Raw genomic sequence first — 22148 nt, forward strand, 5'->3', positions numbered from 1 at the left:
GGGTGGGGTCTTGCTGTTGAAATCTATGGGAGGAGATTCGAATGGCGTTTTCCAATATCAGCCGTCGCGCCAGTCTGGCGCTCGGCCTTGGCCTGCTTGCCGCCACTGCCGGCACGGCCGCACTGGCCGAGAGCTTTCCGGACCGGTCGATCACCATGGTCGTGCCCTTCGCCGCCGGCGGCTCGACCGATGTCGTCGCCCGCATCGTCGCGCAGAAAATGTCTGAAGACCTCGGCCAGCAGGTCATCGTGCAGAATGTCGCGGGGGCCGGTGGCAATCTAGGCGCCGGCAATGTCGCGCGCGCCGAACCGGATGGCTATACGATCCTGATGGGCACCGTCGCCACCCATGCCCTAAACCCGCTGATCCTGAAATCGACACCCTATGATGCCGAAAAGGATTTCGCGCCGATCTCGTTGCTCGTGATCGTTCCAAACGTCCTGGTCGTCAATCCGGAACTGCCAGTAAAGAATGTGCAGGAACTGATCGCTCTGCTGAAAGCCAATCCGGATAAATACAGCTACGCCTCATCCGGCAATGGTACGCCATTGCATCTGTCCGGCGAGCTCTTCAAGAGCATGGCGGGCGTCGACATGCAGCACATTCCCTATAAGGGTGCTGGTCCGGCGCTGAACGATGTCATTGGCAACCAGGTACCGATCATGTTCGACAACCTCCCCTCCTCGTCGAGCCACATCAAGGCCGGTACGCTGAGGGCTTTGGCCGTGACGACTGCCAAACGCGCGCCATCCTTCCCCGATATTCCGACCGTCGCGGAATCCGGCATACCAGGATACGAGACCTATACGTGGAACGCGCTCTTTGCGCCGGCCAACACGCCGGCCGATGTGGTCAGCCGCCTCAACGCCTCGGCCAACAAAGCGCTGACCGATCCGGCCGTTGCCGAGCGGATGAAGGAATTCAGCGCGACGATCGTCGGCTCTACGCCGGAAGAACTCAGCGCCCATGTGAAGGCCGAGCTTGCGAAATGGAAGCCGGTCGTCGATGGCGCCCATATTCAGATGGAGTGATCTTGGTGGAAGGGGGCGGCATTCATTAGCCGCATCTCATGCGCCCGACCGGAGGCAAATTGGACGCATCGGACTTGAATTCTAATTAAGGTAGTGGAAAACCTGAAAATTCTGGGCTAGCCTTCGGGATGCTGATGCACGATTTCAGCATACCAGGAGGGATCCATGTACAAATTCGAAATCTACAAGGACAAGGCCGGTGAATTCCGCTTCCGTTTCAAGGCGTCGAACGGCGAGACCATGTTCTTGTCCGAGGGCTATAAAGCGAAGGCATCCGCAGTGAACGCCATTGAATCCATCAAGAAGAATTCGCCCGGCGCGGATGTGGTGGACGAGACCAAGGCGGAAGCCTGACCGGAAGCGGAGGCGGCATCAGTCGCCTCCTACGCCTTCTTATTATCCTTCACGCATTTGCACCCTGAACTTTTCTCGACCGCGATGTCGAAATGAGGACTGCTGAAACCTCATTGTTTCGGAACGGCCCGAAGCCGCGCCACCGGAGCATTGCAGCTTTGGCGATTTCAGCCTTAGATGCTGCGGCCGGTCAAACGCCATCAGAGGATCAGGAGTTTCCGATGCAATACGCGCTTATCATCCGTGAATCTGCAGAAGATTTTGTCCGCCGCAGCGACCCAGCATATCGCGATGGCTGGACTGCCTATACCAAGGCCTTGATGCAGGCCGGGATCTTGACCGCCGGTGCCGGTCTAACCCCACCCGAGACCGGTACGATCGTGCGCCGCAAGGGCGACGATCATGACGTGCAGGACGGTCCATACCCGGAGGGCAAGGAATCGCTTGGCGGCTTCTACGTGATCGAGGTGCCGGATCTCGATACGGCGCTCGAATGGGCGACACGCGTCCCCGTCTCCGAACAGGGCTCCGTCGAAATACGGCCCCGGCTGCAGATCGCGTGAGGCCGTTGTGACATCAGATGCAGGGCGCGCCGCTGAAAAGGTGGCGCGCCAGTCCTATGGCAAGCTAATCGCCTTTCTTGCTGCGCGCTCGCGCGACGTGCCGGCAGCAGAAGATGCCCTGTGCGATGCACTGACGGCAGCACTGCGAACCTGGCCCGAGCGCGGCATTCCTGACAATCCCGAGGCCTGGTTGCTCACTGCCGCCCGCCGCAACCTCATACAGGCCGCCCGCTATCGAAATGTGCGCGACAATGCTCGCAGAATGGTTGCACTGGCCTTCGAGGAGGCCGAAGAGCGCATGAACAACATTGAAAATGCCGTCTTCCCCGATGAACGGCTGAAACTGCTTTTTGCATGTACGCACCCGGCAATCGACAGGTCGGTCCACACCCCGCTGATGCTCCAGACCGTGCTCGGCGTCGACGCAAAAACCATGGCGCGGGCCTTCGTCGTTTCACCGGATGCCATGAGCCAGCGGCTCGTGCGGGCCAAGGTGAAAATTCGCGATGCCGGTATTCCCTTCGCCGTTCCTGAACAGCACCTGCTGCCGGAGCGACTGGCGAGCGTTCTCTCGGCGATCTATGCCGCCTATGGCTTGGGCTGGGATGGACTTGATGGCGGCGAAGACAGCCGCATGGGCCTGACCGGCGAAGCCATCTGGCTTGGCCGTACGCTCATGGCGATCCTGCCGGACGAGTCCGAAGTCATGGGCCTGCTCTCGCTGATGCTTTACTGCGAGGCGAGACGCAGCGCGCGGCGAAGCATCGATGGCGCCTACATACCGCTTGAGGAGCAGGAAACCGGCCGATGGAATGAAATCATGATGGCCGAAGCCGATGCGCTGCTACGCAAGGCTGGCACTTTCGATCGTTTCGGCCCGTTCCAATGCCAGGCGGCGATCCAGTCTGTTCACGCCACACGCCGCCGGACGGGTACAACGGATTGGCAAGCCCTCGTCACGCTCTATCAGGCGCTGATCGCGATGAAACCGACACTGGGTGCAAAGGTCAGCCATGCTGCCGTCATCGGCAGGTCAGAAGGTGCGGCCTCCGCTCTCGCCATGCTGGACAGCCTGGAGCAGCGGGCCATTGCCAGCTACCAGCCCTACTGGGCGGTGCGCGCACATCTGCTCTTGGAACTCGGCGAAAACGATGCCGGTGCGGAAGCCTGCAGGATTGCGATCGGCCTGAGCGATAGTCCGGCCGTCAGGAACTTCCTCACCGGCAAGCTTGAAACCGTTATTTCTCGGTCAGCTTGAGTTCGATACGGCGGTTCGTAGCTCGAGCTTCCGGCGTATCGCCAGGTGCAATCGGCTGGAATTCGCCAAAGCCTGCTGCCACTAGCCGGTCGGCCGGGACGCCCTGGGCGATCAGGAACTTGACGACCGAAATCGCACGGGCGGATGAAAGCTCCCAGTTGTCGCGATAGCGGCCCGTGCCCGACAGCGCAACATTGTCCGTATGCCCATCGACGCGCAGCACCCAGTTAATCTCAGGCGGAATTTCCTTGGCGAGATCGAGCAGGGCCGCGGCAAGCTTTGCCATTTCCGCCTGACCGTCTGGATTGAGATCGGCTCCGCCGGATGGGAACAGCACTTCCGACTGGAAGACGAAACGGTCGCCGACGACACGGATGTTCTCGCGATCGGAGAGGATCTCCCGCAGCCGGCCGAAGAAGTCCGACCTGTAACGGTTGAGTTCCTGCACGCGCGCGGCCAGCGCTACGTTCAACCGACGGCCGAGATCGGCGATCTTGGCCTGCGAGGTCTGATCCTTTTCCTCGGAGGCCTGAAGTGCTGCCTCGACCGCAGCAATCTGGCTGCGCAGGGCGGCGATCTGCTGGTTGAGAAGTTCGACCTGGCTCAAAGCCCGATCGCTCACCTGTTTCTGCTCGTCGAGCTGCTGCGTCAGCGTTCCGATCTGCTGCTTTGCTGCATCCTGGCCGCCGGCGCCGGCACTGAGAAGCGCCTGCAGGCGTGAACGTTCGCCCTCAGCATTTGCCAGCGAAGCCTGCAGATTGGCAACGGAATCCTGAAGATCCTGATTGCTACCCTTTTCCAGGGCTAGCAACTGCGTGAGTTCATTGATCTGGCTGTTGAGGCGTGTCAGCACCTCGTCACGGCCGCTGATTTCGCGGCTGAGGATGAACTGACCAACGACAAAGACGGTGAGGATGAACATGATCGCGATGAGCAGCGTCGACAGTGCATCGACGAAGCCTGGCCAATAGTCCACCGCGCGTTGGTGCCGCCGGTTGCGGGCAAGAGGCATCCTTTACTTGCCTCCGCTCTTTTCAACCTGACTGGTCCGCTCGCGCGGTCTCTCGCTGCCGCGATCCTGCATACCGATGCGCTCGGCCAGACGGTCGAGCGTCCGGCGCATCGCCTTTGCCTCGTCCTGTTGTACCTCGATCCAGTCGCGCAACATCTGCTGCTCGTTACGCATGTTCTTGACAAGGCCCTGGATGCCTTCGGCAAGGCTCGCCATGGCCGCAACCGACCGCTGGCTGGCCGGTCCTCCTTCTTCGGCGACCTTTCGCAGATATTCCGAGAGCACCTTTATATCTTCCGACGAGCCGCCGGAGACGGCATCGAGCGCCGGCACCGGAACGTCCGAGCCGACATCGGTAACGGAGGAGAGCCAGTTTTCCAGTTCCGTGTAAAAACGGTTCTGCGCGCGGCCGGCCTGCAGATCGAGGAAGCCGAGGATCAGCGAACCCGAAAGGCCGAGCAGCGATGACGAGAAAGCCTGGCCCATGCCGGAAAGCGGCGTTGCGAGCCCTTCCTTCAGCGTCGAGAGCACATCGCCGGTACCGTTCGAGCCGGCATCGAGCGACTGGATGACTGAGCTGATTGAGCCGATCGTGCCGATAAGACCCCAGAAAGTGCCTAGCAAACCGAGGAAGACGAGAAGGCCGATGAGATAGCGGGAAACGTCGCGTGATTCGTCGAGACGATTGGCGATGGAATCCAGAATCGAGCGCAGAGCCGTGGTCGACAATGCGACTCCGGACTTACGGTTGCCGATCAGCGCCCGCATCGGTGCGAGCAGCCGCGGATTGCGATTCACCTTATCGACGCTGCCAGCGGCGCGGAAAGAATTGAACCAGCGCACTTCAGGACGGAGCGACAGAACATGGTTGAAAACGAGAATGATTCCAACGGCAAGAACGCCGAGGATGAGACCGTTCAGCCCTGGATTATGCATGAAGGCAGTCTGCGTCTGCCGGAACAGGATCGCCGCTATGAAGCCCACGATGATGAGGAATAAGGACATTGTCCAGAAGAACGACATGGGACTGGAGAGTTTGTAGGCATAGCCATCCGTGGTCTTCTCGGTCGAGCCGAACTCGGCCACATTCACATTTTCCATAGGTTCCTCGGCCTCCGGACTAATTGCAGCCGGAGACTAGATCAACATTGTGCCGAATTGAAGTATGCGCCGCCGAAAAGCGGGACTTTACAACAGCCTGTTTCCGATACCGCTCAGCGGGTAGGAACCGGCCGCTTGACGACTTCCATCAAGGCCTTCTGGATGTGCTCGTTACCGGCGATGATCGCACCCGTTTCCAGTATCGCGGTGCCGCCGTCCCAGTCGGTCGCAAAACCGCCTGCTTCGCGGATGAGCAGGATCCCGGCTGCCATGTCCCAAGGCGACAGCGCCGCTTCCCAGAAGCCGTCGAAACGGCCGGCAGCGACATAGGCAAGATCGAGCGAGACCGCACCCATGCGGCGGATGCCGGCGACTTCGCCCATCACGTGACGCAGCTCGATGAGGAACTTGCCGTGGTTGCCACGACCGAGATGCGGTACGCCGCAGCCGATGACGCTGTCGGAGAGTACCCGCCGCGACGCGACACGCAGGCGGCGGTCGTTCAGGAATGCGCCGCCGCCGCGTTCGGCAGTGTAAAGCTCATCCGTTGCCGGATTGAAGATCACGCCCGCGACAATTTCATTGTTGCGCTCGAGCGCGATCGAAACCGCAAAAGCCGGAATGCCATGCAGGAAGTTGGTCGTGCCGTCGAGCGGATCGACGATCCAGCGATGCGCGCCGTCCGTACCCTTGATCTCTTCGCTCTCCTCGCCAAGAAAACCATAGGTCGGACGCGCCTTGAGAAGCTCTTCCTTGACGATCTTCTCGGCCTTGCGGTCGGCATTGGAGACGAAATCGCCCGGCCCCTTCACAGATACCTGCAGGTTCTGCACTTCTCCAAAATCACGCCCCAGCGACTTGCCTGCCTTGATGGCAGCCTGAACCATGACATTGAGAAGAGCTGAACGGGCCATGTGGGCATTTTCCTTGGATAATACGGGACGCGCTGTCAGGGGCGGGATGTGTCCCTGAACGCCGGAAGTGACAGCGCTGCATAGATTGGCGGCCTCAAGACCACAAAATCGGGAAAATTTCAAGGGGAATGCCGCATGGCCGGGTTGCAGCGTCGAAATACAGTTCTTATTTATTCTGGACAGATTGATCCAGAAAGCATATTTAACGGTCATGGCAAGACACAAGGAATTCGATCGCGACACTGCCCTCAAGGCCGCCATCACCGTGTTTACCGAACATGGCTACGAGGGCACGTCCACGGATGCGCTGCTGTCCGCAATGAAGATCAGCCGCCAAAGCATGTACGACACCTTCGGTGACAAGCGCAGCCTCTACCTAGCAGCGCTCGACCGCTACAACAGTGATAGCGTGTCTGCGCTCCTGGCCGACCTGCAGCGCGATGGAACACCGTTGAAAGCTCTGGAGGAAACGCTCATTGCCTTTGCCTCCCGACCCGAGACCGAAGCCGGCCGCGGTTGCCTGGGTGTCAGCGCCGTCTGCGAATTCGGCCGCACGGACAGCGAAGTGTCAGCGCTGACGGATAAAGCATCCCGCCGGCTTTCCGCTGCCATACAGACGATTCTTGAGGAAGGTCAGGGGCGAGGCGAGATTGGAACGGACATCGATACAACCGATGCAGTCCAGTTTCTCGGCTCGACGCTGTCGGGCATGAAGGTCAGCGCCCGCAACGGCGCCTCTCCCGAAACACTCCGCGGCATAGCCCGCCTCGCCATCCGAAGCCTTCGGTAAGACAACACACTCCTAAACCATCCGCATTTCCAATTATAGATCAATCAGTCCAAAAAAGAAAGGAAACCACAATGACTCAACCACTTTCCGGCAAGATTGCCCTTGTGACCGGCGGCTCGCGCGGTATCGGCGCGGCGATTGTCCGCCGCCTCAGCAGCGACGGTGCGACTGTTGTCTTCACTTATGCGGTCTCCAGCGACAAGGCCAAGACCATCGTCGCGGACATCGAGGCGAAAGGCGCCAAAGCACTCGCAATCAGGGCGGATAGCGCCGATCCGAAGGCCGTTCAGGATGCGGTCGAACAGACAGTCTCGGCATTCGGCGGCATTGATATCCTCGTCAACAGCGCCGGCATCCTCCTCCTGAACCCTGTGGAGGATTTTCCTCTCGAAGATTTCGACCGCATGTTCGCGGTCAATGTCCGCGCCGTCTTTGCCGGCACGCAGGCGGCTGCAAGACATATGAAGGCAGGCGGGCGCATCATCACCATCGGCAGCATCGTCGCCGACCGAAGCGGCTTTCCGACCTCATCAGTCTATTCCATGACGAAGGGCGCGGTTGCCGCGATGACGCGCGGCCTTGCCCGCGATCTTGGTCCGCGCGGCATCACCGTCAACAATATCCAACCCGGCCCAACGGCAACGGACATGAACTCGGACGAGACCGGCCACGAGCGACTGAAGCAGTTGATGGCGCTCGGCCGCATGGGCGAGGACAAGGAAATTGCCAGTTTCGCCGCCTATCTCGCCAGCCCCGAGGCCTCCTTCATCACCGGCGCCAGCTTGACGATCGACGGCGGTTATTTGGCCTGATGCAAAAAGAACCGGCGATGCAATGCACCGCCGTTGCTTCTTCAATGTCTGAAACTCAGGATTTCTGCTGTGTGATCAGCACTTCGCGGGCGATCTGATCGAGCGGTAGGATGCGGTCGACGCCGCCCTTGGCGATTGCTTCCTTCGGCATGCCGAAAACAACGGAAGTCGCTTCGTCCTGCGCGACGGTATAGGCGCCGGCCTGATGCATTTCTAGCATGCCGCGTGCACCGTCATCCCCCATGCCCGTCATGATGATGCCCATCGCATTCGAGCCGGCCGAACGGGCGGCGGAACGAAAGAGCACATCGACCGACGGACGATGGCGGGAAACCAGCGGCCCGGGTTTGACCGACACATAATAACGCGCACCCTGACGCTCCAGCAGCATGTGTTTGTCACCGGGGGCTATCAGCACGTGCCCGCGCAACACCGGATCGCCGTCGCTCGCTTCCTTGACCTCGACTTCGCAAAGACCATTGAGGCGCTTGGCGAAAGCAGCGGTAAATTTCTCGGGCATGTGCTGGACGATCACCATGCCTGGCGCATTGGCTGGCAGCGCCTCCAGAAACTCGCGCAGGGCTTCTGTCCCGCCTGTCGAAGCTCCGACGCAGACGACCATTTCGGTCGTCTTCGCCATGGCCCGACCGGTTGGTGGCGGCAGCATCGCATCGGCCGTCAGCTTCTTGGCCGGCCCTTCCGCCGAAGCCGAACGGATGGTTGCTGCGGCGCGGCGCACATTCGCAAGCCGTGCGTGCGAGGCGCTTTTGACCACTTCGCGGATACGCATCGCATCGTCGGCAAGACTGTCGGCTGCACCGATCTTCGATTTCAGGATGACATCGACCGCACCGGCCTCCAGCGCCTGGATCAGTGTTTCCGAACCCGCCTCCGTCAGCGACGAGCACATGACGACCGGGATCGGCCTCTGCGACATGAGTTTGCGCAGGAAGGTGATGCCATCCATGCGCGGCATCTCGACATCGAGTGTGATGACATCAGGTATTTCTTCCTGAATCTTACGTGCCGCCATGAACGGATCCGAGGCTACACCCATGATCTCGATATCCGGGTCTTCCTCCAGAACTCGCGTCAACGTCTGCCGCACACTGGCGGAATCGTCGATGATGAGGACGCGGACTTTTTTGGCCATGAGCCCCTCTCAGATGCGCTGGAACACCGTATTCGAAACCTGCTTTAAGGGAAGGTCGAAGCCAGTGATCGATTCCGAGTGTCCGATAAACATGTAACCGCCCTTGGCGAGGCAATCGCAAAGACGGGTGAGAACACTCGCCTGCGTCTGCTTGTCGAAGTAAATCAGCACGTTTCGGCAAAAGATGAGATGCATCGCGTCGCCGACCGCGTATTTCTCATCCATGAGATTCATGCGGGCAAAGCCGACACGGCTGCGTAACTTCGGTGAGATCCGAACCTCGCGACGGCCTGGCTGCTTAGCAACCATGACATATTTCTTCTGCAGGTCGCGCGGCACCGGAGCGACCAGATCCTCAGCATAAATGCCCTTGCGCGCGGTTTGCAGCACATCGGTGGAAAGGTCGGTTGCGAGCACGTTATAGGAGACGTCATTGCGCCCCTCGGCGAACTCGTTGAGCACCATTGCCATCGTGTAAGGCTCAGCACCAGTCGAGCAAGCAGAACTCCAGGTGCGGATCATTCGCACACCGCTATCGACGAGCGTTGGAAGGGCGACCATCTGCATATATTCGAAATGCTTGGCCTCCCGGAAGAAATCGGTCTTGTTGGTCGTCACGACGTCGATCAGGTAGACCGTCTCCTGATCGAGACCACCCTCGTTGAACAGGAAATCGCAATAGTCATCGAAACTTGAGTGACGCGTCGCACGCAGACGCCGGCGCAGACGCCCCTCCAGCATCGTCAACTTCGTCGGCGGCATCTTGATGCCGCTATAATCGTAGATGAACCGGGCAAGCTTGTCGAAATTCCGCTTGCTGATCCTGTCGCCCGGCAATTGGGCCTCTACCGCTGCCATACTCATAACGCGCAACGCTCCGAGAAGGTGTTGAGGGCCTCAGGCGGCCGATTGCAGGACAGAGGCGTCCTCGCGCGACAGAAGCCGAGCGAGATCGACGATGACGACGAAGCCGTTCTCACGGCGGACGACGCCGGCAATGTAATCCGACCGCCAGCGCACGCCGATATCGGGCGCGGCTTCGATCTGGTCGCGCCGAAAGGGCGTCACTTCGAAGACGCGATCGGCGACGAGGCCGAGCGTCAGAACGCGGTTTTCCATGGGGACGTCGAGAACCAGCACGCGTGTATGCGGCGTTGGCACCGTCTTCGACATGCCGAGCTTCAGGCGCAGGTCGATCGTCGGAACACCCTGGCCACGCACGTCGCGCAGGCCGAGCAGATAGTCGGGACCGTTCGGAATCTTGAAGGCTTCCGCATAGTCGAGGATTTCGCGCACCACCTCCACCGGAACGGCGAAGATCTCCTCACCCAGGCTGAAGGTCACGAATTGAGCTTCCAGAGATGTTGTTGCCATATCAAGCGCTTTCGTTGGAATCGGGCGCCCCCATTATCGGGGACGCCTGTTAACATATTGGAAGGACCTGATACTCAGGCGCTTTCCCTGAAATCGGCGTCGCCATCGTCGGGGCCACCCATGGAGAGGTCGAGGGCAAAGCCCTTGGCGCGTGCCTGCTGACCGGCGACCGAATTGGCAGCCGCGGTCTTCTTGGCAGCCGGCTTTCGACTGGCAGCCGGAGCCGCGCTGCGAACTGTGACCTTCGCCGCCGGTATCCGGGACTGGCGATCGCCCGCCGTATCGACTTTGAAGAAGGCGATCGAGGCCTGCAACTCCTCAGCCTGGGTCGCCAGTTCTTCTGATGTTGCCGACATCTCTTCCGAAGCACCCGAATTCTGCTGGGTGACCTTGTCGAGTTGCTGGATCGCTTCGTTGATCTGGGCCGCACCGATATCCTGCTCGCGGCAGGCGGCACTGATCTCGGAGACGAGTTCGGCAGTCTTGCGAATATCTGGAACCAGGCGTCCGAGCATGTCGCCGGCTTCCTGTGCGGCCTTCACCGTATCTCCGGACATAGCGCTGATTTCGGCGGCTGCCGACTGGCTGCGTTCGGCAAGCTTGCGGACTTCCGAAGCGACGACCGCAAAGCCCTTGCCATGTTCACCGGCGCGAGCAGCCTCGACGGCGGCATTCAGAGCAAGCAAGTCGGTCTGACGGGCGATCTCCTGAACGATGCCGATCTTCTCGGCGATGGTTCGCATCGCCTGGACGGCACGGGAAACCGCTTCACCCGAGACTTCGGCATCCTTGGCGGACTGGCGGGCGATCTTTTCGGTTTGGGCAGCATTGTCGGCATTCTGCTTGATGTTGGAAGCCATCTCTTCCATCGAGGCAGAAGCCTCTTCAGCCGAAGCCGCCTGTTCGGTCGCACCCTGCGAGACTTGTTCAGCGCTTGCCGACAGTTCCTGACTACCTGCGGAGACATTTTCTGCGGCAGCGATCGCATCGGCGACGACACCGCGCAGGCGCTCGACCATCTGTTCCAGAGCGATACCCAACGTATCCTTTTCGGAAAGAGGTTTCGGAGAAACGGTCAGATCGCCGTTGGAGATCTGGTTGGCGATCTGTGCCGTGTTACGCAGATTGCCGGTCATCTTGGTCATCGAATTGACCAGATCGCGGATTTCGTCATTGCTCTTGTGCTCGATATCCTGTTCGAGGTCACCGATGCTGACGGCATCTGCAAGCTGGACGGCACGCTTCAGGCCACGCGAGATGTTGAGCAGGATCCAAATGGCGGCGGCGGAGGATATAACAATCAAGCCGATCGTCATGATGACCAGCATGTTGCGTGACTGGGCATACTGTTCGTTGGTGGCAGTGTCGGTTTCGGCGACGTTGCCGGTTACTGTATCGTTCAGCTTCTCAAGAATGGCGAGGAGCTGAATGGTGACCTGTTGACCCTCACCCATGGATATGGCGCCGGCCTGGACATTCGACTCATTGGTATTCTGCTTGGCAAGGTCGGCGACCCGGTCCTGCAGAGACGTCCACCTACCATAGAGATCGGCAAACTGGGCCATGCCACTGCGAATATCCGGGTCGGACGAGCCGGCCAGGCGTTCCTGCAGCGTCTTGATCTGATCGCGCTGCTGGGAGATTTCATCGACATAACCGGTGATCTTGGTCGCATCCGTATTGATGATCGCGTCCTTCTCCGCTCGGATCGAGCGCATGACGGCATCGGAAAGATCACTAGAGTCGCGAAGGTTTGCGACAGGCCCCGCAACCATGACCGAGATGTCATCGTTGAGCGAAGAGAGATTGTAAATCGAAAGACCTGCCATAGCGCAGGTCAGGAGAACAATGAAACCGAACACCAGTCCCAGTTTCAGTTTGATGGTGAAGCGCATTTCTGGACCCCTTCAGGACATTGCGGCAGTGCCGCAGAACTCAAATCTGAATGAAAAACGCTTCATGCGTTACCGGCCGGAGCCAACATAGACCGGCTCAACATCGCCGGCTGTGAAGAGGCCAGATTGCAACGGCCTCTTCTTTGTCGAAGAGGAAAGACCTTACGCGCTTTCCCGGAAGTCATCGTCTGCCGTATCCGGCCCGCCCATGGACATATCCAAGGCAAAGCCCTTGGCGCGTGCCTGTTGGCCGGCGACGCTGTTTGCGGAAGTTGCATTGCCGGCCGGTTTACGACCTGCCGACGGAGCCGGGCTGCGCGTGGTCACCTTGGCGGCCGCTGCACGCCCCTGGCGACCGCCCGTCGCCTTGCCGCCTGCCGTCTCCACCTTGAAGAAAGCAATAGACGTCTGCAGCTCTTCAGCCTGGGCAGCCAGTTCTTCTGATGTTGCAGACATCTGCTCGGAAGCACCGGCATTCTGCTGGGTTACCTTATCGAGCTGCTGGATCGCCTCGTTGATCTGTGACGCACCAATATCCTGTTCGCGGCATGCCGAGCTGATCTCTGCCACCAGCTCCGCCGTCTTCCTGATGTCAGGTACCAACCGGCCGAGCATGTCGCCAGCCTCCTGAGCGGCCTTCACGGTATCGCTGGACATTGATGAGATCTCCGCGGCAGCCGACTGGCTGCGCTCGGCGAGCTTGCGAACTTCAGAAGCAACGACCGCAAAGCCCTTGCCATGTTCACCGGCACGAGCGGCTTCGACAGCAGCGTTCAGGGCGAGGAGATCTGTCTGACGGGCGATTTCCTGCACGATGCCGATCTTTACGGCGATCGTCTGCATGGCTTCGACCGCGCGGTTGACAGCATTGCCGCTCATCTCCGCATCCTTTGCGGATTGACGCGCGATCTTTTCGGTCTGGGCCGCATTGTCGGCATTCTGTTTGATGTTGGCCGCCATCTCTTCCATCGAAGAGGAGGCTTCTTCCGCAGCCGAAGCCTGTTCGGTGGCGCCCTGCGAGACCTGCTCCGAGCTCGCCGAAAGTTCCTGGCTGCCGGCCGATACATTCTCGGCCGCCGCAATTGCATCCGCGACGACATCGCGCAGACGCTCGACCATCTGCTCCAGTGCAGTGCCGAGTGTGTCCCTGGCAGAAAGTGGCTTCGGAGAAACCGTCAAATCACCGGCGGCAATCTGCGTGGCAATCTCTGCAGTGGCACGGAGGTTGGCGACCATGCTCTGCATCGCGATGCCGAGCGTGTCCTTGCCCGAAAGCGGCTTGACGTCCACCGCAAGGTCGCCCTCGGCGATCAAATTGGCAACGTCGGCGGTGGCGCGCAAATTGGTCACCATCCCGAGCATGGCGATACCGAGCGTATCCTTGTCCGAGAGCGGCTTCGGCGTGACGCTGAGGTCGCCGTTCGAAATCTCGTTTGCGATACCAGCCGTATTGCGGAGATTATCGGTCATGATGTTGATCGTGTCGACCAGATCCTTGATCTCGTCGTTGCTCTTGATCTCAACCTTCTGGTTCAGATCACCGATGGCGACGGCATTGGCGACATTCATGATCTTGCGCAGACCGCTATTGATGCCGAGCGCGATCCACAGCGCGGCAGCGAAAGCGATAAGAGACGCGCCGACAGCCAGACCGATCAGCAGGTTTCTGGTGTTGCCATAGAGGATTTCCGTATCGTCGTCGGCCTGCGTCATCGCCTTCTGCTGATGCGTGACGAGCGCTTTAAAGACCTCTTCCAGCTCCGCGACGATGGCGCGAACCTCACCGCCGGAATAGGCTGTGGCCGCTGCCCTGTCGCCGCTTTCCTGGATGGAGGCAACCTTGTTGGAACCATCGGCGAAACGTTTGCTGAGTTCTACGAGCTTATCCCAAGTAGGCTTGGTCTCTGCCGTTGCAAGCTGTTCGCCAGCTGTCGCAAAGGAGAGCATTTCGTCCATGCTCTTTGCGGAGCTTTCGTAGTTTTTCCGGGCCGTTTCAGGATCCATTTCCAAAAGGGCGTTCTTCTGCCACCTGATGGCATCGAGCTCGGAAGCTTTGGCCTCCAAGGCGAGCTCCAGGCTTTTTGCAGGGCCCGCGATCAGATCGCCGACAGAATCGTTCAGTGAGCTTAGGCTGATAATTCCATAAACCGCGCTGCCCACCAGCAATAATATAACGAAACCGAACGCGGCCGCGAGCTTAAGCTTGATCGTGATACGCATCGCAATACCCCTATTTGAAAGCGACGTAATAAGTGTGGATCGGTGGTTCTCATTGCGGCGTCATGCAGCAACGTATTTCGGTAGCTAAGACAGCCGCGCAGAGACTTCGCGGCCTTGCGCCCGGCGTTCCTGGGCGCCGGATGCTTGTATCAGGCGCCAGTTGCCTGGCCCCCGACGGTATTAACTCAGGCGCTCTCGCGGAAACCGGCGTCGCCCTCGTTCGGGCTGTCCATAGACATAAACTGCTCGACGTCCGGACATGGGTCGTCATTCTGCAGCTCCGGGCGGCACGCATTTCAGGATAGTCACATGGAGAGGATCATCGTCGCTTGCTCCACACGCCCGTCGTCACGGCCGCTTCGGAGCTCACAATCGGCTTGCAAAACCGCAGCGCGTCTGACTGCGGAAGATCCCCGCCTTGGGGAAACCGATGCGCCGCCTGCTGTTGAAGCCGGCAGGCGGACATCTGCCGATCGATACCAACGCATACACACGTTGGGTATTTCCTAAGCCGCGGGCCAAAGGTCCGCGGCGGTTACTCCATCAGCGAAGCGCTCAGGCGCTTTCGCGGAAATCGTCGTCGCCGGCATCCGGACCGCCCATCGACATATCCAGGGCAAAACCCTTAGCGCGTGCCTGCTGAGCGGAAACCGTGTGACTATGATTGTAGCTATGCGTCGCCGGAGCCGGCTTGCGCGGAGCGGCGGCCGGCGCCTTGACGACCTTGGCAGCCGTCTTCGCACCGGTCTTCTGTCCGCCGGCGCGGGTTGTACCTGCGGTATCGACCTTGAAGAAGGCGATCGAAGCCTGCAATTCCTCTGCCTGAGCCGCAAGCTCTTCTGAAGTCGCCGACATTTCTTCCGAGGCACCGGCATTCTGCTGGGTCACCTTGTCGAGCTGCTGGATCGCTTCGTTGATCTGCGAGGCGCCGATATCCTGTTCGCGGCAGGCGGCGCTGATCTCGGAGACCAGCTCGGCAGTCTTGCGGATATCCGGAACCAGGCGGCCGAGCATTTCGCCGGCATCACGGGCGGCCTTGACCGTATCGCTCGACATGGAGGAGATCTCGGCGGCTGCCGACTGGCTGCGTTCGGCGAGCTTGCGCACTTCCGAGGCAACGACTGCAAAACCCTTGCCATGTTCGCCGGCACGGGCGGCTTCGACGGCAGCATTCAGGGCAAGCAGGTCGGTCTGGCGAGCGATTTCCTGGACGATGCCGATCTTCTCCGCGATCGTGCGCATCGCATCGACGGCGCGGTTGACGGCGTCGCCGGAAGCTTCCGCGTCCTTGGCGGACTGGCGGGCGATCTTCTCGGTCTGGGCGGCATTGTCGGCGTTCTGCTTGATGTTCGCAGCCATCTGCTCCATCGAAGCGGAGGCCTCTTCGGCGGAAGCTGCCTGTTCGGTCGCACCCTGCGAGACCTGTTCGGAGCTCGCCGAGAGTTCCTGGCTGCCTGAGGAGACATTGTCGGCGGCAGACAGAGCGTCCGCGACCACACCGCGCAGGCGTTCGATCATGACGTTGACGTTGCCGAGCAGCTCGCCGATTTCGTCATGCGTGGTGATTTCCGCCATCTTCGTGAGATCGCCTTCGGCAACTTCGCGGACAACGGTGTTGGCGCGGGTGAGACCCTTGCTGATCGTATTGGCGATCCAGAAGGCGGTGAGGACAGCGATCAGCAGCGCCACCGCGGCAACCGAGATCATCATTGTGCGCGTCGTACCATACTGCTGTTCGGCACCGTCATCAGCATCCTGCATACGCTGCTTTTCAAGCGTGAGGATCTGATCGAGAGCGGCATCGATGTCGTTGGCCGCCTGGCGGGCCGTCGTGACCGAGACATTGTTGGCAGCGTCCGGATTACCGGCCTTTATGAATTCGCGGATTTGATCGTCGGCCTGGTTGAATGTCTTGGAGAGATCGGCCACGCGATCCCAGTGCTCTTTGCCTTCGGCCGTCGAAAGCTTCGTCACGGCGGCAAAGGCATCCGTGAAGTCCTTACGAGCCTGATCGCCCTTGTCGATCGCACCGGAAGCATCATCGGCATTGCGTGCCGTCAGAAGATTCTTTTGCTGGCGAATAGCCTCAAGCTGGGCGATGTTGATCTGCTGCGCCAGGTCGAGGCGCGCGGCAGGACCGGCAAGAAGATTACCGAGCATATCATTCATCGTGCCGAGGCTGAAAATGCCGTAGGCTGCGGTGCCTATTAGCATGAGAATGATGAAGGTGAATGCACCCACCAATTTTGTCTTGATCGTCAATCGCATCGTCTTAACCCCTCAATGATTGGCCCCCGGCTAGTTGACGGCCCCCGCCGTCTCATGCCTCGATGAGAAAATTGCCTGCAAATTCGGGAGGATGATGAACTCTCCACCCCGCTTGACCAGGCAGTTGATGTAATCCGCGCGCCAGCGCATACCCACACTCGGCGGCGGCTCGCTGGCGTTCTTCGTCAGCGTCGTCACTTCGTTCACCTTATCGGTGCGGATACCGACGAGCGTCTGCTCCCCCTGCAGATCGACCTCGATGACAATGATGCGGCTGTCGATCGTCGCTTCCGAAGCTTCCATCCCGAAAGCGAGACGAAGATCGGCAAGCGGAATGACCTTGCCACGGAAGTTGATGACGCTGGCGACGAAAGGCTGGGCGCCCGGCACCGCAGTCTCGGGGAGCAGATCCAGGATTTCCTGGACGATGACCGCTTCCAGCGCGAATGTCTCGCCGTTGAGATCGAAGGTCAGAACTTCGACTTCTTCGGCATAATTCCAGTGATTATCGAATTTTTCGGCTGTTGCTGCTGTGCTCATCCTGCCACGCGCAATTGCGCCTCCTGTTGCTGACCCGCGGCAACGAGGTGCCCGACGTCAAGAATGAGAGCGACGCTGCCGTCGCCGAGTATGGTGGCGCCAGAGAAGGTCGCCACGTCGTTGTGCAGTTTCGACATCGACTTGATGACGGTCTGGTGGTCGCCGATGATCTGGTCGACCACGAGGCCGACACGTTCGGTGCCCGTCGAGATGACGACCACCTTCTGGTGTACGTCCGGCTTGGTGCCGGTGCGGAAGAGATCGCGAAGCCTGAGGAAAGGCACCAGACTGTCGCGCAGCGAGATGAAGGAGCGCCCGCGCGAGCGGAGATCTTCTTCGAGCGACAGCTCGAGGCATTCCTCGACCGCCGAGAGCGGGATCACGTAACGGCCGGAACCGACACGCACCAGCAGCCCATCGATGATGGCGAGCGTCAGCGGAATGCGCAGCGAAACTTCCGAGCCCTGCCCCGGCAGGCTGACGATATCGATTGCACCACGCAGCGCCTCTACCGTCTTCTTGACGACATCCATGCCGACGCCGCGCCCGGAGAGATTGGTGATCTGCGCGGCAGTGGAGAAGCCCGGTGCAAAAATGAGCTGGAGCAGTTCCTGATCGGAAAGCGGCTGGCCGGGCGCAATCAGGCCCGAGGATTCCGCCTTGGCGCGAACTCGCTCACGGTTGATGCCGCGACCGTCGTCCTTGATGGAAATGATGACTTCACCGCCGGACTGGCGGGCGGCAAGCGTCACGGTACCGGCTTCCATCTTGCCGGCTGCAAGGCGTTCGGCCGGCGGCTCGAGGCCGTGATCGATCGAGTTGCGAACGAGGTGAACCAGCGGGTCAGCCAGACGCTCGATGACGGTCTTGTCGACTTCGGTTGTCTCGCCTTCGGTGACCAGTTCGATAACCTTGCCGGTTTCCCGCGCCAGATCGTGGACGAGGCGGCGGAAACGCGAGAAGAGCGTTCCGACCGGCACCATGCGTAGCACCATCATCGTGTCGCGCAGCTCACCCGAAAGGCGTTCGATTTCTTCCGAGACCGAGCGGAGCGCAATATCGGAGCTGGAGCTTGCGAGCTGGCTGAGACGCGACTGAGCGATGACAAGCTCGCCAACACGGTCCATCAGTTCGTCGAGACGTTCTGCAGGGACGCGGACATTTTCCTGCGCCTTTGCCTGAGCTGCGGCCTGAGTGGGGGCGGGCGTTTCGCGCTTCACCGGGACTGCCTCAACCGGACGGAATTCCGTGGCCGCGGCTGGCGCGGATGCCACAGGCGTCGGCGCAGCAGACGTTGATGCGACAGGCGCCGCAGCCGCAACCGGAGCTTCATCCTTCTTTGCCTCGGCTAGCATAGCCTGCCGACCGGCGATTTCCTGAACGTCGAGCTCCATGTCGTCCATGACGAAGATGAAGACATCGTCGATGGCGGATCGATCCTGCTCGCTCGTCAGAACGACTTCCCACGAAACATAAAGTTCGGTTGGAACCAGATCATTGAGTGGCGGAATGCCAGCAGTATTTGCGCGGACTGTGCATTCGCCGAGATCGCGCAGCTCATCCAGAAGACCGAGCGGGTTGGTGCCGTTGGCCATGGCATTTGCCGGCAGACTGAAACGGATGCGCCAGGTCGTTGTCTTTTTGGCCGGAGCGGCCGCGGTGGCGACGGGTGCCATGGCGGGAGGTGCGGCAGACTTGGCCTCTGCCTTGCCGCCGACGGCAGCCTGGAGTTGGGCCAGCAGCTTCTGACCGATATCGCCGTGATCGGCATCCGGTTGCTCGACAAGGGCGCGCATATGATCTTGCGCGGCAAGAACGGCGGCGACAAGCTCGGCGGTTGCCGGAACCTCGCCCTTGCGAACGCGGTCGAAGGCCGTTTCGCAATGATGCGTGAAGGCCGCAAGTGCCTCGAAGCCGAACATCGCACCGGAGCCCTTCAACGTATGAAGGCCACGGAACACGGCGTCGACGAGGTCCTTGTTTTCGAGGTCGTGGGTCAGGTCGAGAAGGCCGGCTTCGATCGCCTCCAGGCATTCGGCGGCTTCGGTTCGGAAGACTGCGACGGGATCAAGTGAGCTCATCTGCCGAGAACCTTCTTCACGATCTTAACCAGATTTTCCGGATCGAACGGCTTGGTGAGCCAACCGGTGGCACCGGCGGCCTTGGCACGGGCCTTGAGATCCGCATCAGATTCCGTTGTCAGGAAGATAATCGGCACGCCGGCCTGGGCGGGCAGCTTGCGCAGTTCCTCGATCATCGTCAGCCCGTCCATGACGGGCATGTTGAGGTCGGTGACGATCAGGTCGAAATTGCCGCTCTTGGCGGTTGCCAGACCCTCGGCGCCATTGACGGCTTCGGTGACCGTGTAACCGGCATTGGTTAGCGTGACCTTGGTGGTCAGCCGGATGCTGGCGGAATCGTCGACGGTCAGGATGTTTGCGCTCATAATGTCACCTCTTTATGCAACCAGAACTTCTGGTCTTCTTGATCGAAGGCTGCCGTAAATCCGGCGCGCTCAAGAACCTTGAGCAGCGAACCGCCGACTGGAGCCGAAAGGGTAAAAGTCTTGCCTGCGGCCTTCGCCTGGCGGCGGGCGGCTTCGATGAGCTGAAGAAAACTCAGATCCGCTTCTGCGTTCTCGGGAAGACTCAGGATAATATTATTATTGTCTCGAAACTGATCGATAATCTTCGAATATACTTCCGAAGCATTACGAATGCTCAGAACTTCTGGAAGGGATATAGATTCGCAATATTGCGCCTGATTATTCAATGCAGCCTCCAAGGTCGGAGAAATACTTAACGACCCTAAAAGGACTCTCATGGCAGGCTTAACAGCACGTAAACAGCGGTTGTAGGAAACTACAATTACCGCGAGTCCGGACTCCCTGATTTATCATCCAGGATAAGTTATACTGAAGCTTGCTCATATTGTGAAATATGCATAAAAATCAAATTGATAGTGGGGAACCAGAATAGAATGCCCCAAATTTAGCCGAACTCTTTTATGGGTTGTTAATCACAACATTTACGAGTCTGCGGCGTTTACCTGCCGTTTCCATCCTGCCCGTAAAAATAGAGTCAAATTGCCTGTGTTTATAAGTAAAGGTACAAAAGTGACAAACGCGACGGCATCGGCATATACCACACTCTACACATCAGCTTCGGATATCAGCCAAACTTTGGAATCGGCCCGCACACAGGTCGAGGAACGCTTTCTCGAGGGCGGCGCCGTCCTGCTTTCCGTCATGGATGTCCTCAATCGTCTATTGACGTCCCTGGACCAGATCACCAAGGCACTGGACAACAATGAGGCGAGTGATACCAGCGCCGATCTCAATGCAACGGTCCAGAATCTGATCGAGCTTCCGGGCGCGGAGGAAAACCGTCAGCAGGCGCTTGCCGCACTTGCTCAGACCGGTTCGGAGCTGCACCGGCATGTTGCGGATATGCAGGAGACGATGCGTTATCTGCGCACTTTTGCAGTCACGGTAAAGATAACAGGCGCAGGCCTCGCCGAATTCGCAGGATTCGCCCAAGAGATCCTCGAACGCATCTATTCCGGAACCGACGAAGTCAACCGCTTTGCCACCCATCTCGACAGCCTGCAAAAGGAGGTCAAGGTCGCCCTCGCTTTCGGCAATAACCTCTCCAGAAGCTATGCCGATACTGTCCCTGCCGTTGCCAGAGCGCTCAAGGACGACGCAAAGAAGATTACCGATCATCGCCAAAATCTTGCTGCGATCGCCCGCGACGTCGGCGCGATTGCCCGTGGCGTGCAGAGCAAGGTCGCATCCACGCTTTCGGCGCTGCAGATCGGCGATATCACCCGCCAGCGCATCGAACACGTGCAGAGCACCTTCTCGCTGCTGGAAGATTTCTTCGCAAGCGAGGACGGCGCTAAACTCGATTCCGATGCACGCAAACGTCTGCACAACGTCATTCACCACCTGACAGCTGCGCAGATGGCGGATATGTGTACGGACTTCCAGCGAGATTCCCGCAATGTTGTGCAGACCATTGCGAGCTTCAGCCAGGATACGCAGGAAATTCTAAGATTGCGCGACCAGATGAGCGGCCAGAGCGGCGGCAACGGCGGCAATTTCATGCGGGCGCTCGAATCCAGCGTCTCGGCCGCCCATGAGATCGTCAAGCAGGTCGATGCCGCAACCCGTCAGGCGGATCAGGTCAGCCAGTCGACGCTCGGCACGGCCGCAACGCTTCTGCACTCCATCGAGGCGATCCGCGCGGTCAAAACCGACATTCATTATATGGCTCTGAATACCAACCTGCGTTGCAGCCGTCTCGGCGAAGAAGGCAAGTCGATCAACGTCGTCACCGGCGAACTGCGCATCTTTGCGGCCAAGCTCGACGATTCAGCCGACGCTATCGTCAACGGCCTGCCGGCGCTGGAAGCCTCGGCTGGACGCGTTGCCCCCGCCGCCAATGGCAAGAATGGCGGCCTTGCCGAAAGCCTCACCTCGGCCGTCGGCACGATCCGTTCCGCCGCCAATCTGATGGAAGACGAGCTCAAGGTACTTGCGGAACACGGCCGCGAGGTCGCAACCAAGATCAGCCTGCTGATCGGCAAGCTCGATTTCCAGCATGATCTCGGCGATGTGCTCGCCCGCTGCGCCGACGTGCTGGAAACCGTGGCCGGCGACCAGATCGCCGACATCTCCGACATGGCCGATGCAATCGCTCCGCTCGACCGCAAGATCTTCAAGCTCTACACTATGGTGCAGGAGCGCAATGTCCATCGCGACATCATTCCCGCTACCGAGGAAACCGCTGCAGCGGTCCCTGCTGAGCCCACCGAGGCTCAGAGCGACGAGGATCTGTTCGAAGACGCCCTCTTCTGAGA

At 59.6% G+C, this 22148-nt stretch carries 20 protein-coding genes; 7 read left to right on the forward strand and 13 right to left on the reverse strand.

All coding sequences use genetic code 11. The annotated features are described in order from the left end of the window. Positions 1–41: 41 nt before the first annotated feature. The 4 genes from EV281_RS24980 to EV281_RS24995 all read left to right on the forward strand — a co-directional run bounded on the left by EV281_RS24980 (position 42) and on the right by EV281_RS24995 (position 3206). Positions 42–1031 (forward strand): tripartite tricarboxylate transporter substrate binding protein, encoded by a 990-nt coding sequence (locus tag EV281_RS24980; RefSeq protein ID WP_132656959.1) that lies wholly within the window; start codon positions 42–44, stop codon positions 1029–1031. A gap of 165 nt (positions 1032–1196) precedes the next feature. Then, positions 1197–1385 (forward strand): YegP family protein, encoded by a 189-nt coding sequence (locus EV281_RS24985; protein ID WP_132656960.1) that lies wholly within the window; start codon positions 1197–1199, stop codon positions 1383–1385. Positions 1386–1606: 221 nt separating this feature from the next. Then, positions 1607–1948: a YciI family protein gene (locus tag EV281_RS24990; RefSeq protein ID WP_132656961.1), complete on the forward strand. Its 342-nt coding sequence runs from the start codon at positions 1607–1609 to the stop codon at positions 1946–1948. A gap of 7 nt (positions 1949–1955) precedes the next feature. Then, entirely contained in the window at positions 1956–3206 is a 1251-nt protein-coding gene (locus EV281_RS24995) for a DUF6596 domain-containing protein (RefSeq protein ID WP_132656962.1), read from the forward strand. On the opposite strand, the gene EV281_RS25000 is transcribed toward EV281_RS24995, so the two are convergent. The 3 genes from EV281_RS25000 to EV281_RS25010 form a co-directional block, all read right to left on the reverse strand. Then, a complete protein-coding gene (locus EV281_RS25000) occupies positions 3187–4218 on the reverse strand; it encodes a peptidoglycan -binding protein (RefSeq protein ID WP_132656963.1) in 1032 nt (343 codons plus the stop codon). The two genes, EV281_RS24995 and EV281_RS25000, sit on opposite strands and share 20 nt — an antisense overlap. Positions 4219–4221: 3 nt before the next feature. Next, complete coding sequence (locus EV281_RS25005) at positions 4222–5319, reverse strand: MotA/TolQ/ExbB proton channel family protein (protein ID WP_132656964.1); 1098 nt, start codon at positions 5317–5319, stop codon at positions 4222–4224. A gap of 113 nt (positions 5320–5432) precedes the next feature. Then, entirely contained in the window at positions 5433–6233 is an 801-nt protein-coding gene (locus tag EV281_RS25010) for an inositol monophosphatase family protein (protein WP_132656965.1), read from the reverse strand. Between the two features lie 211 nt (positions 6234–6444). Between EV281_RS25010 and EV281_RS25015 the strand changes: the two genes are divergently transcribed. Together EV281_RS25015 and EV281_RS25020 are read left to right on the forward strand one after the other, a co-directional pair. After that, positions 6445–7023 (forward strand): TetR/AcrR family transcriptional regulator, encoded by a 579-nt coding sequence (locus EV281_RS25015; protein ID WP_132656966.1) that lies wholly within the window; start codon positions 6445–6447, stop codon positions 7021–7023. A gap of 71 nt (positions 7024–7094) precedes the next feature. After that, positions 7095–7835, forward strand: a complete 741-nt coding sequence (locus EV281_RS25020) for a 3-oxoacyl-ACP reductase family protein (protein ID WP_132656967.1) — start codon at positions 7095–7097, stop codon at positions 7833–7835. A gap of 55 nt (positions 7836–7890) precedes the next feature. Here the strand turns inward: EV281_RS25020 and EV281_RS25025 are convergent, their stop codons facing one another. The 10 genes from EV281_RS25025 to EV281_RS25070 form a co-directional block, all read right to left on the reverse strand. Then, a complete protein-coding gene (locus tag EV281_RS25025; RefSeq protein WP_132656968.1) occupies positions 7891–8988 on the reverse strand; it encodes a chemotaxis response regulator protein-glutamate methylesterase in 1098 nt (365 codons plus the stop codon). Positions 8989–8997: 9 nt separating this feature from the next. Next, positions 8998–9852, reverse strand: a complete 855-nt coding sequence (locus EV281_RS25030; protein ID WP_132656969.1) for a CheR family methyltransferase — start codon at positions 9850–9852, stop codon at positions 8998–9000. 33 nt (positions 9853–9885) lie between these two features. Continuing rightward, positions 9886–10362 (reverse strand): chemotaxis protein CheW, encoded by a 477-nt coding sequence (locus tag EV281_RS25035; RefSeq protein WP_132656970.1) that lies wholly within the window; start codon positions 10360–10362, stop codon positions 9886–9888. Positions 10363–10436: 74 nt separating this feature from the next. Next, positions 10437–12257: a methyl-accepting chemotaxis protein gene (locus tag EV281_RS25040; protein ID WP_132656971.1), complete on the reverse strand. Its 1821-nt coding sequence runs from the start codon at positions 12255–12257 to the stop codon at positions 10437–10439. Positions 12258–12419: 162 nt separating this feature from the next. Next, positions 12420–14477 carry a methyl-accepting chemotaxis protein gene (locus EV281_RS25045; RefSeq protein WP_132656972.1) on the reverse strand — a complete coding sequence of 686 codons (2058 nt, stop codon included), beginning with the start codon at positions 14475–14477 and terminating at the stop codon, positions 12420–12422. 555 nt (positions 14478–15032) lie between these two features. Further along, positions 15033–16745, reverse strand: coding sequence for a methyl-accepting chemotaxis protein (locus EV281_RS25050; RefSeq protein WP_132656973.1), 1713 nt, complete (start codon positions 16743–16745; stop codon positions 15033–15035). A gap of 30 nt (positions 16746–16775) precedes the next feature. Next, on the reverse strand, positions 16776–17285 hold the full coding sequence (locus EV281_RS25055; RefSeq protein WP_112754646.1) for a chemotaxis protein CheW: 510 nt from the start codon (positions 17283–17285) through the stop codon (positions 16776–16778). Continuing rightward, positions 17282–19366: a chemotaxis protein CheA gene (locus EV281_RS25060; RefSeq protein ID WP_132656974.1), complete on the reverse strand. Its 2085-nt coding sequence runs from the start codon at positions 19364–19366 to the stop codon at positions 17282–17284. The genes EV281_RS25055 and EV281_RS25060 overlap by 4 nt, the downstream gene beginning before the upstream one ends. After that, the gene (locus EV281_RS25065; RefSeq protein WP_112544064.1) at positions 19363–19731 is read right to left on the reverse strand and encodes a response regulator; all 369 of its coding nucleotides are present in this window, start codon (positions 19729–19731) and stop codon (positions 19363–19365) included. The genes EV281_RS25060 and EV281_RS25065 overlap by 4 nt, the downstream gene beginning before the upstream one ends. Then, on the reverse strand, positions 19728–20057 hold the full coding sequence (locus EV281_RS25070; RefSeq protein WP_132656975.1) for an STAS domain-containing protein: 330 nt from the start codon (positions 20055–20057) through the stop codon (positions 19728–19730). The genes EV281_RS25065 and EV281_RS25070 overlap by 4 nt, the downstream gene beginning before the upstream one ends. A gap of 343 nt (positions 20058–20400) precedes the next feature. Here EV281_RS25070 and EV281_RS25075 point away from each other — a divergent pair, with 343 nt between their 5' ends. Further along, positions 20401–22146: a chemotaxis protein gene (locus EV281_RS25075; protein WP_132656976.1), complete on the forward strand. Its 1746-nt coding sequence runs from the start codon at positions 20401–20403 to the stop codon at positions 22144–22146. The last annotated feature ends 2 nt before the right edge of the window (positions 22147–22148 follow it).

The organism is Rhizobium sp. BK418 (assembly GCF_004341105.1).
Lineage (GTDB): Bacteria > Pseudomonadota > Alphaproteobacteria > Rhizobiales > Rhizobiaceae > Rhizobium.

What these genes read in the sequence shown, in the direction of transcription:
- EV281_RS24980 (WP_132656959.1), top strand. Translation starts at nt 42, where the DNA reads ATGGCGTTTTCCAATATCAGCCGTCGCGCCAGTCTGGCGCTCGGCCTT.
- EV281_RS24985 (WP_132656960.1), top strand. Translation starts at nt 1,197, where the DNA reads ATGTACAAATTCGAAATCTACAAGGACAAGGCCGGTGAATTCCGCTTC.
- EV281_RS24990 (WP_132656961.1), top strand. Translation starts at nt 1,607, where the DNA reads ATGCAATACGCGCTTATCATCCGTGAATCTGCAGAAGATTTTGTCCGC.
- EV281_RS25000 (WP_132656963.1), bottom strand. Translation starts at nt 4,218, where the DNA reads ATGCCTCTTGCCCGCAACCGGCGGCACCAACGCGCGGTGGACTATTGG.
- EV281_RS25005 (WP_132656964.1), bottom strand. Translation starts at nt 5,319, where the DNA reads ATGGAAAATGTGAATGTGGCCGAGTTCGGCTCGACCGAGAAGACCACG.
- EV281_RS25010 (WP_132656965.1), bottom strand. Translation starts at nt 6,233, where the DNA reads ATGGCCCGTTCAGCTCTTCTCAATGTCATGGTTCAGGCTGCCATCAAG.
- EV281_RS25015 (WP_132656966.1), top strand. Translation starts at nt 6,445, where the DNA reads ATGGCAAGACACAAGGAATTCGATCGCGACACTGCCCTCAAGGCCGCC.
- EV281_RS25020 (WP_132656967.1), top strand. Translation starts at nt 7,095, where the DNA reads ATGACTCAACCACTTTCCGGCAAGATTGCCCTTGTGACCGGCGGCTCG.
- EV281_RS25025 (WP_132656968.1), bottom strand. Translation starts at nt 8,988, where the DNA reads ATGGCCAAAAAAGTCCGCGTCCTCATCATCGACGATTCCGCCAGTGTG.
- EV281_RS25030 (WP_132656969.1), bottom strand. Translation starts at nt 9,852, where the DNA reads ATGAGTATGGCAGCGGTAGAGGCCCAATTGCCGGGCGACAGGATCAGC.
- EV281_RS25035 (WP_132656970.1), bottom strand. Translation starts at nt 10,362, where the DNA reads ATGGCAACAACATCTCTGGAAGCTCAATTCGTGACCTTCAGCCTGGGT.
- EV281_RS25040 (WP_132656971.1), bottom strand. Translation starts at nt 12,257, where the DNA reads ATGCGCTTCACCATCAAACTGAAACTGGGACTGGTGTTCGGTTTCATT.
- EV281_RS25045 (WP_132656972.1), bottom strand. Translation starts at nt 14,477, where the DNA reads ATGCGTATCACGATCAAGCTTAAGCTCGCGGCCGCGTTCGGTTTCGTT.
- EV281_RS25050 (WP_132656973.1), bottom strand. Translation starts at nt 16,745, where the DNA reads ATGCGATTGACGATCAAGACAAAATTGGTGGGTGCATTCACCTTCATC.
- EV281_RS25055 (WP_112754646.1), bottom strand. Translation starts at nt 17,285, where the DNA reads ATGAGCACAGCAGCAACAGCCGAAAAATTCGATAATCACTGGAATTAT.
- EV281_RS25060 (WP_132656974.1), bottom strand. Translation starts at nt 19,366, where the DNA reads ATGAGCTCACTTGATCCCGTCGCAGTCTTCCGAACCGAAGCCGCCGAA.
- EV281_RS25065 (WP_112544064.1), bottom strand. Translation starts at nt 19,731, where the DNA reads ATGAGCGCAAACATCCTGACCGTCGACGATTCCGCCAGCATCCGGCTG.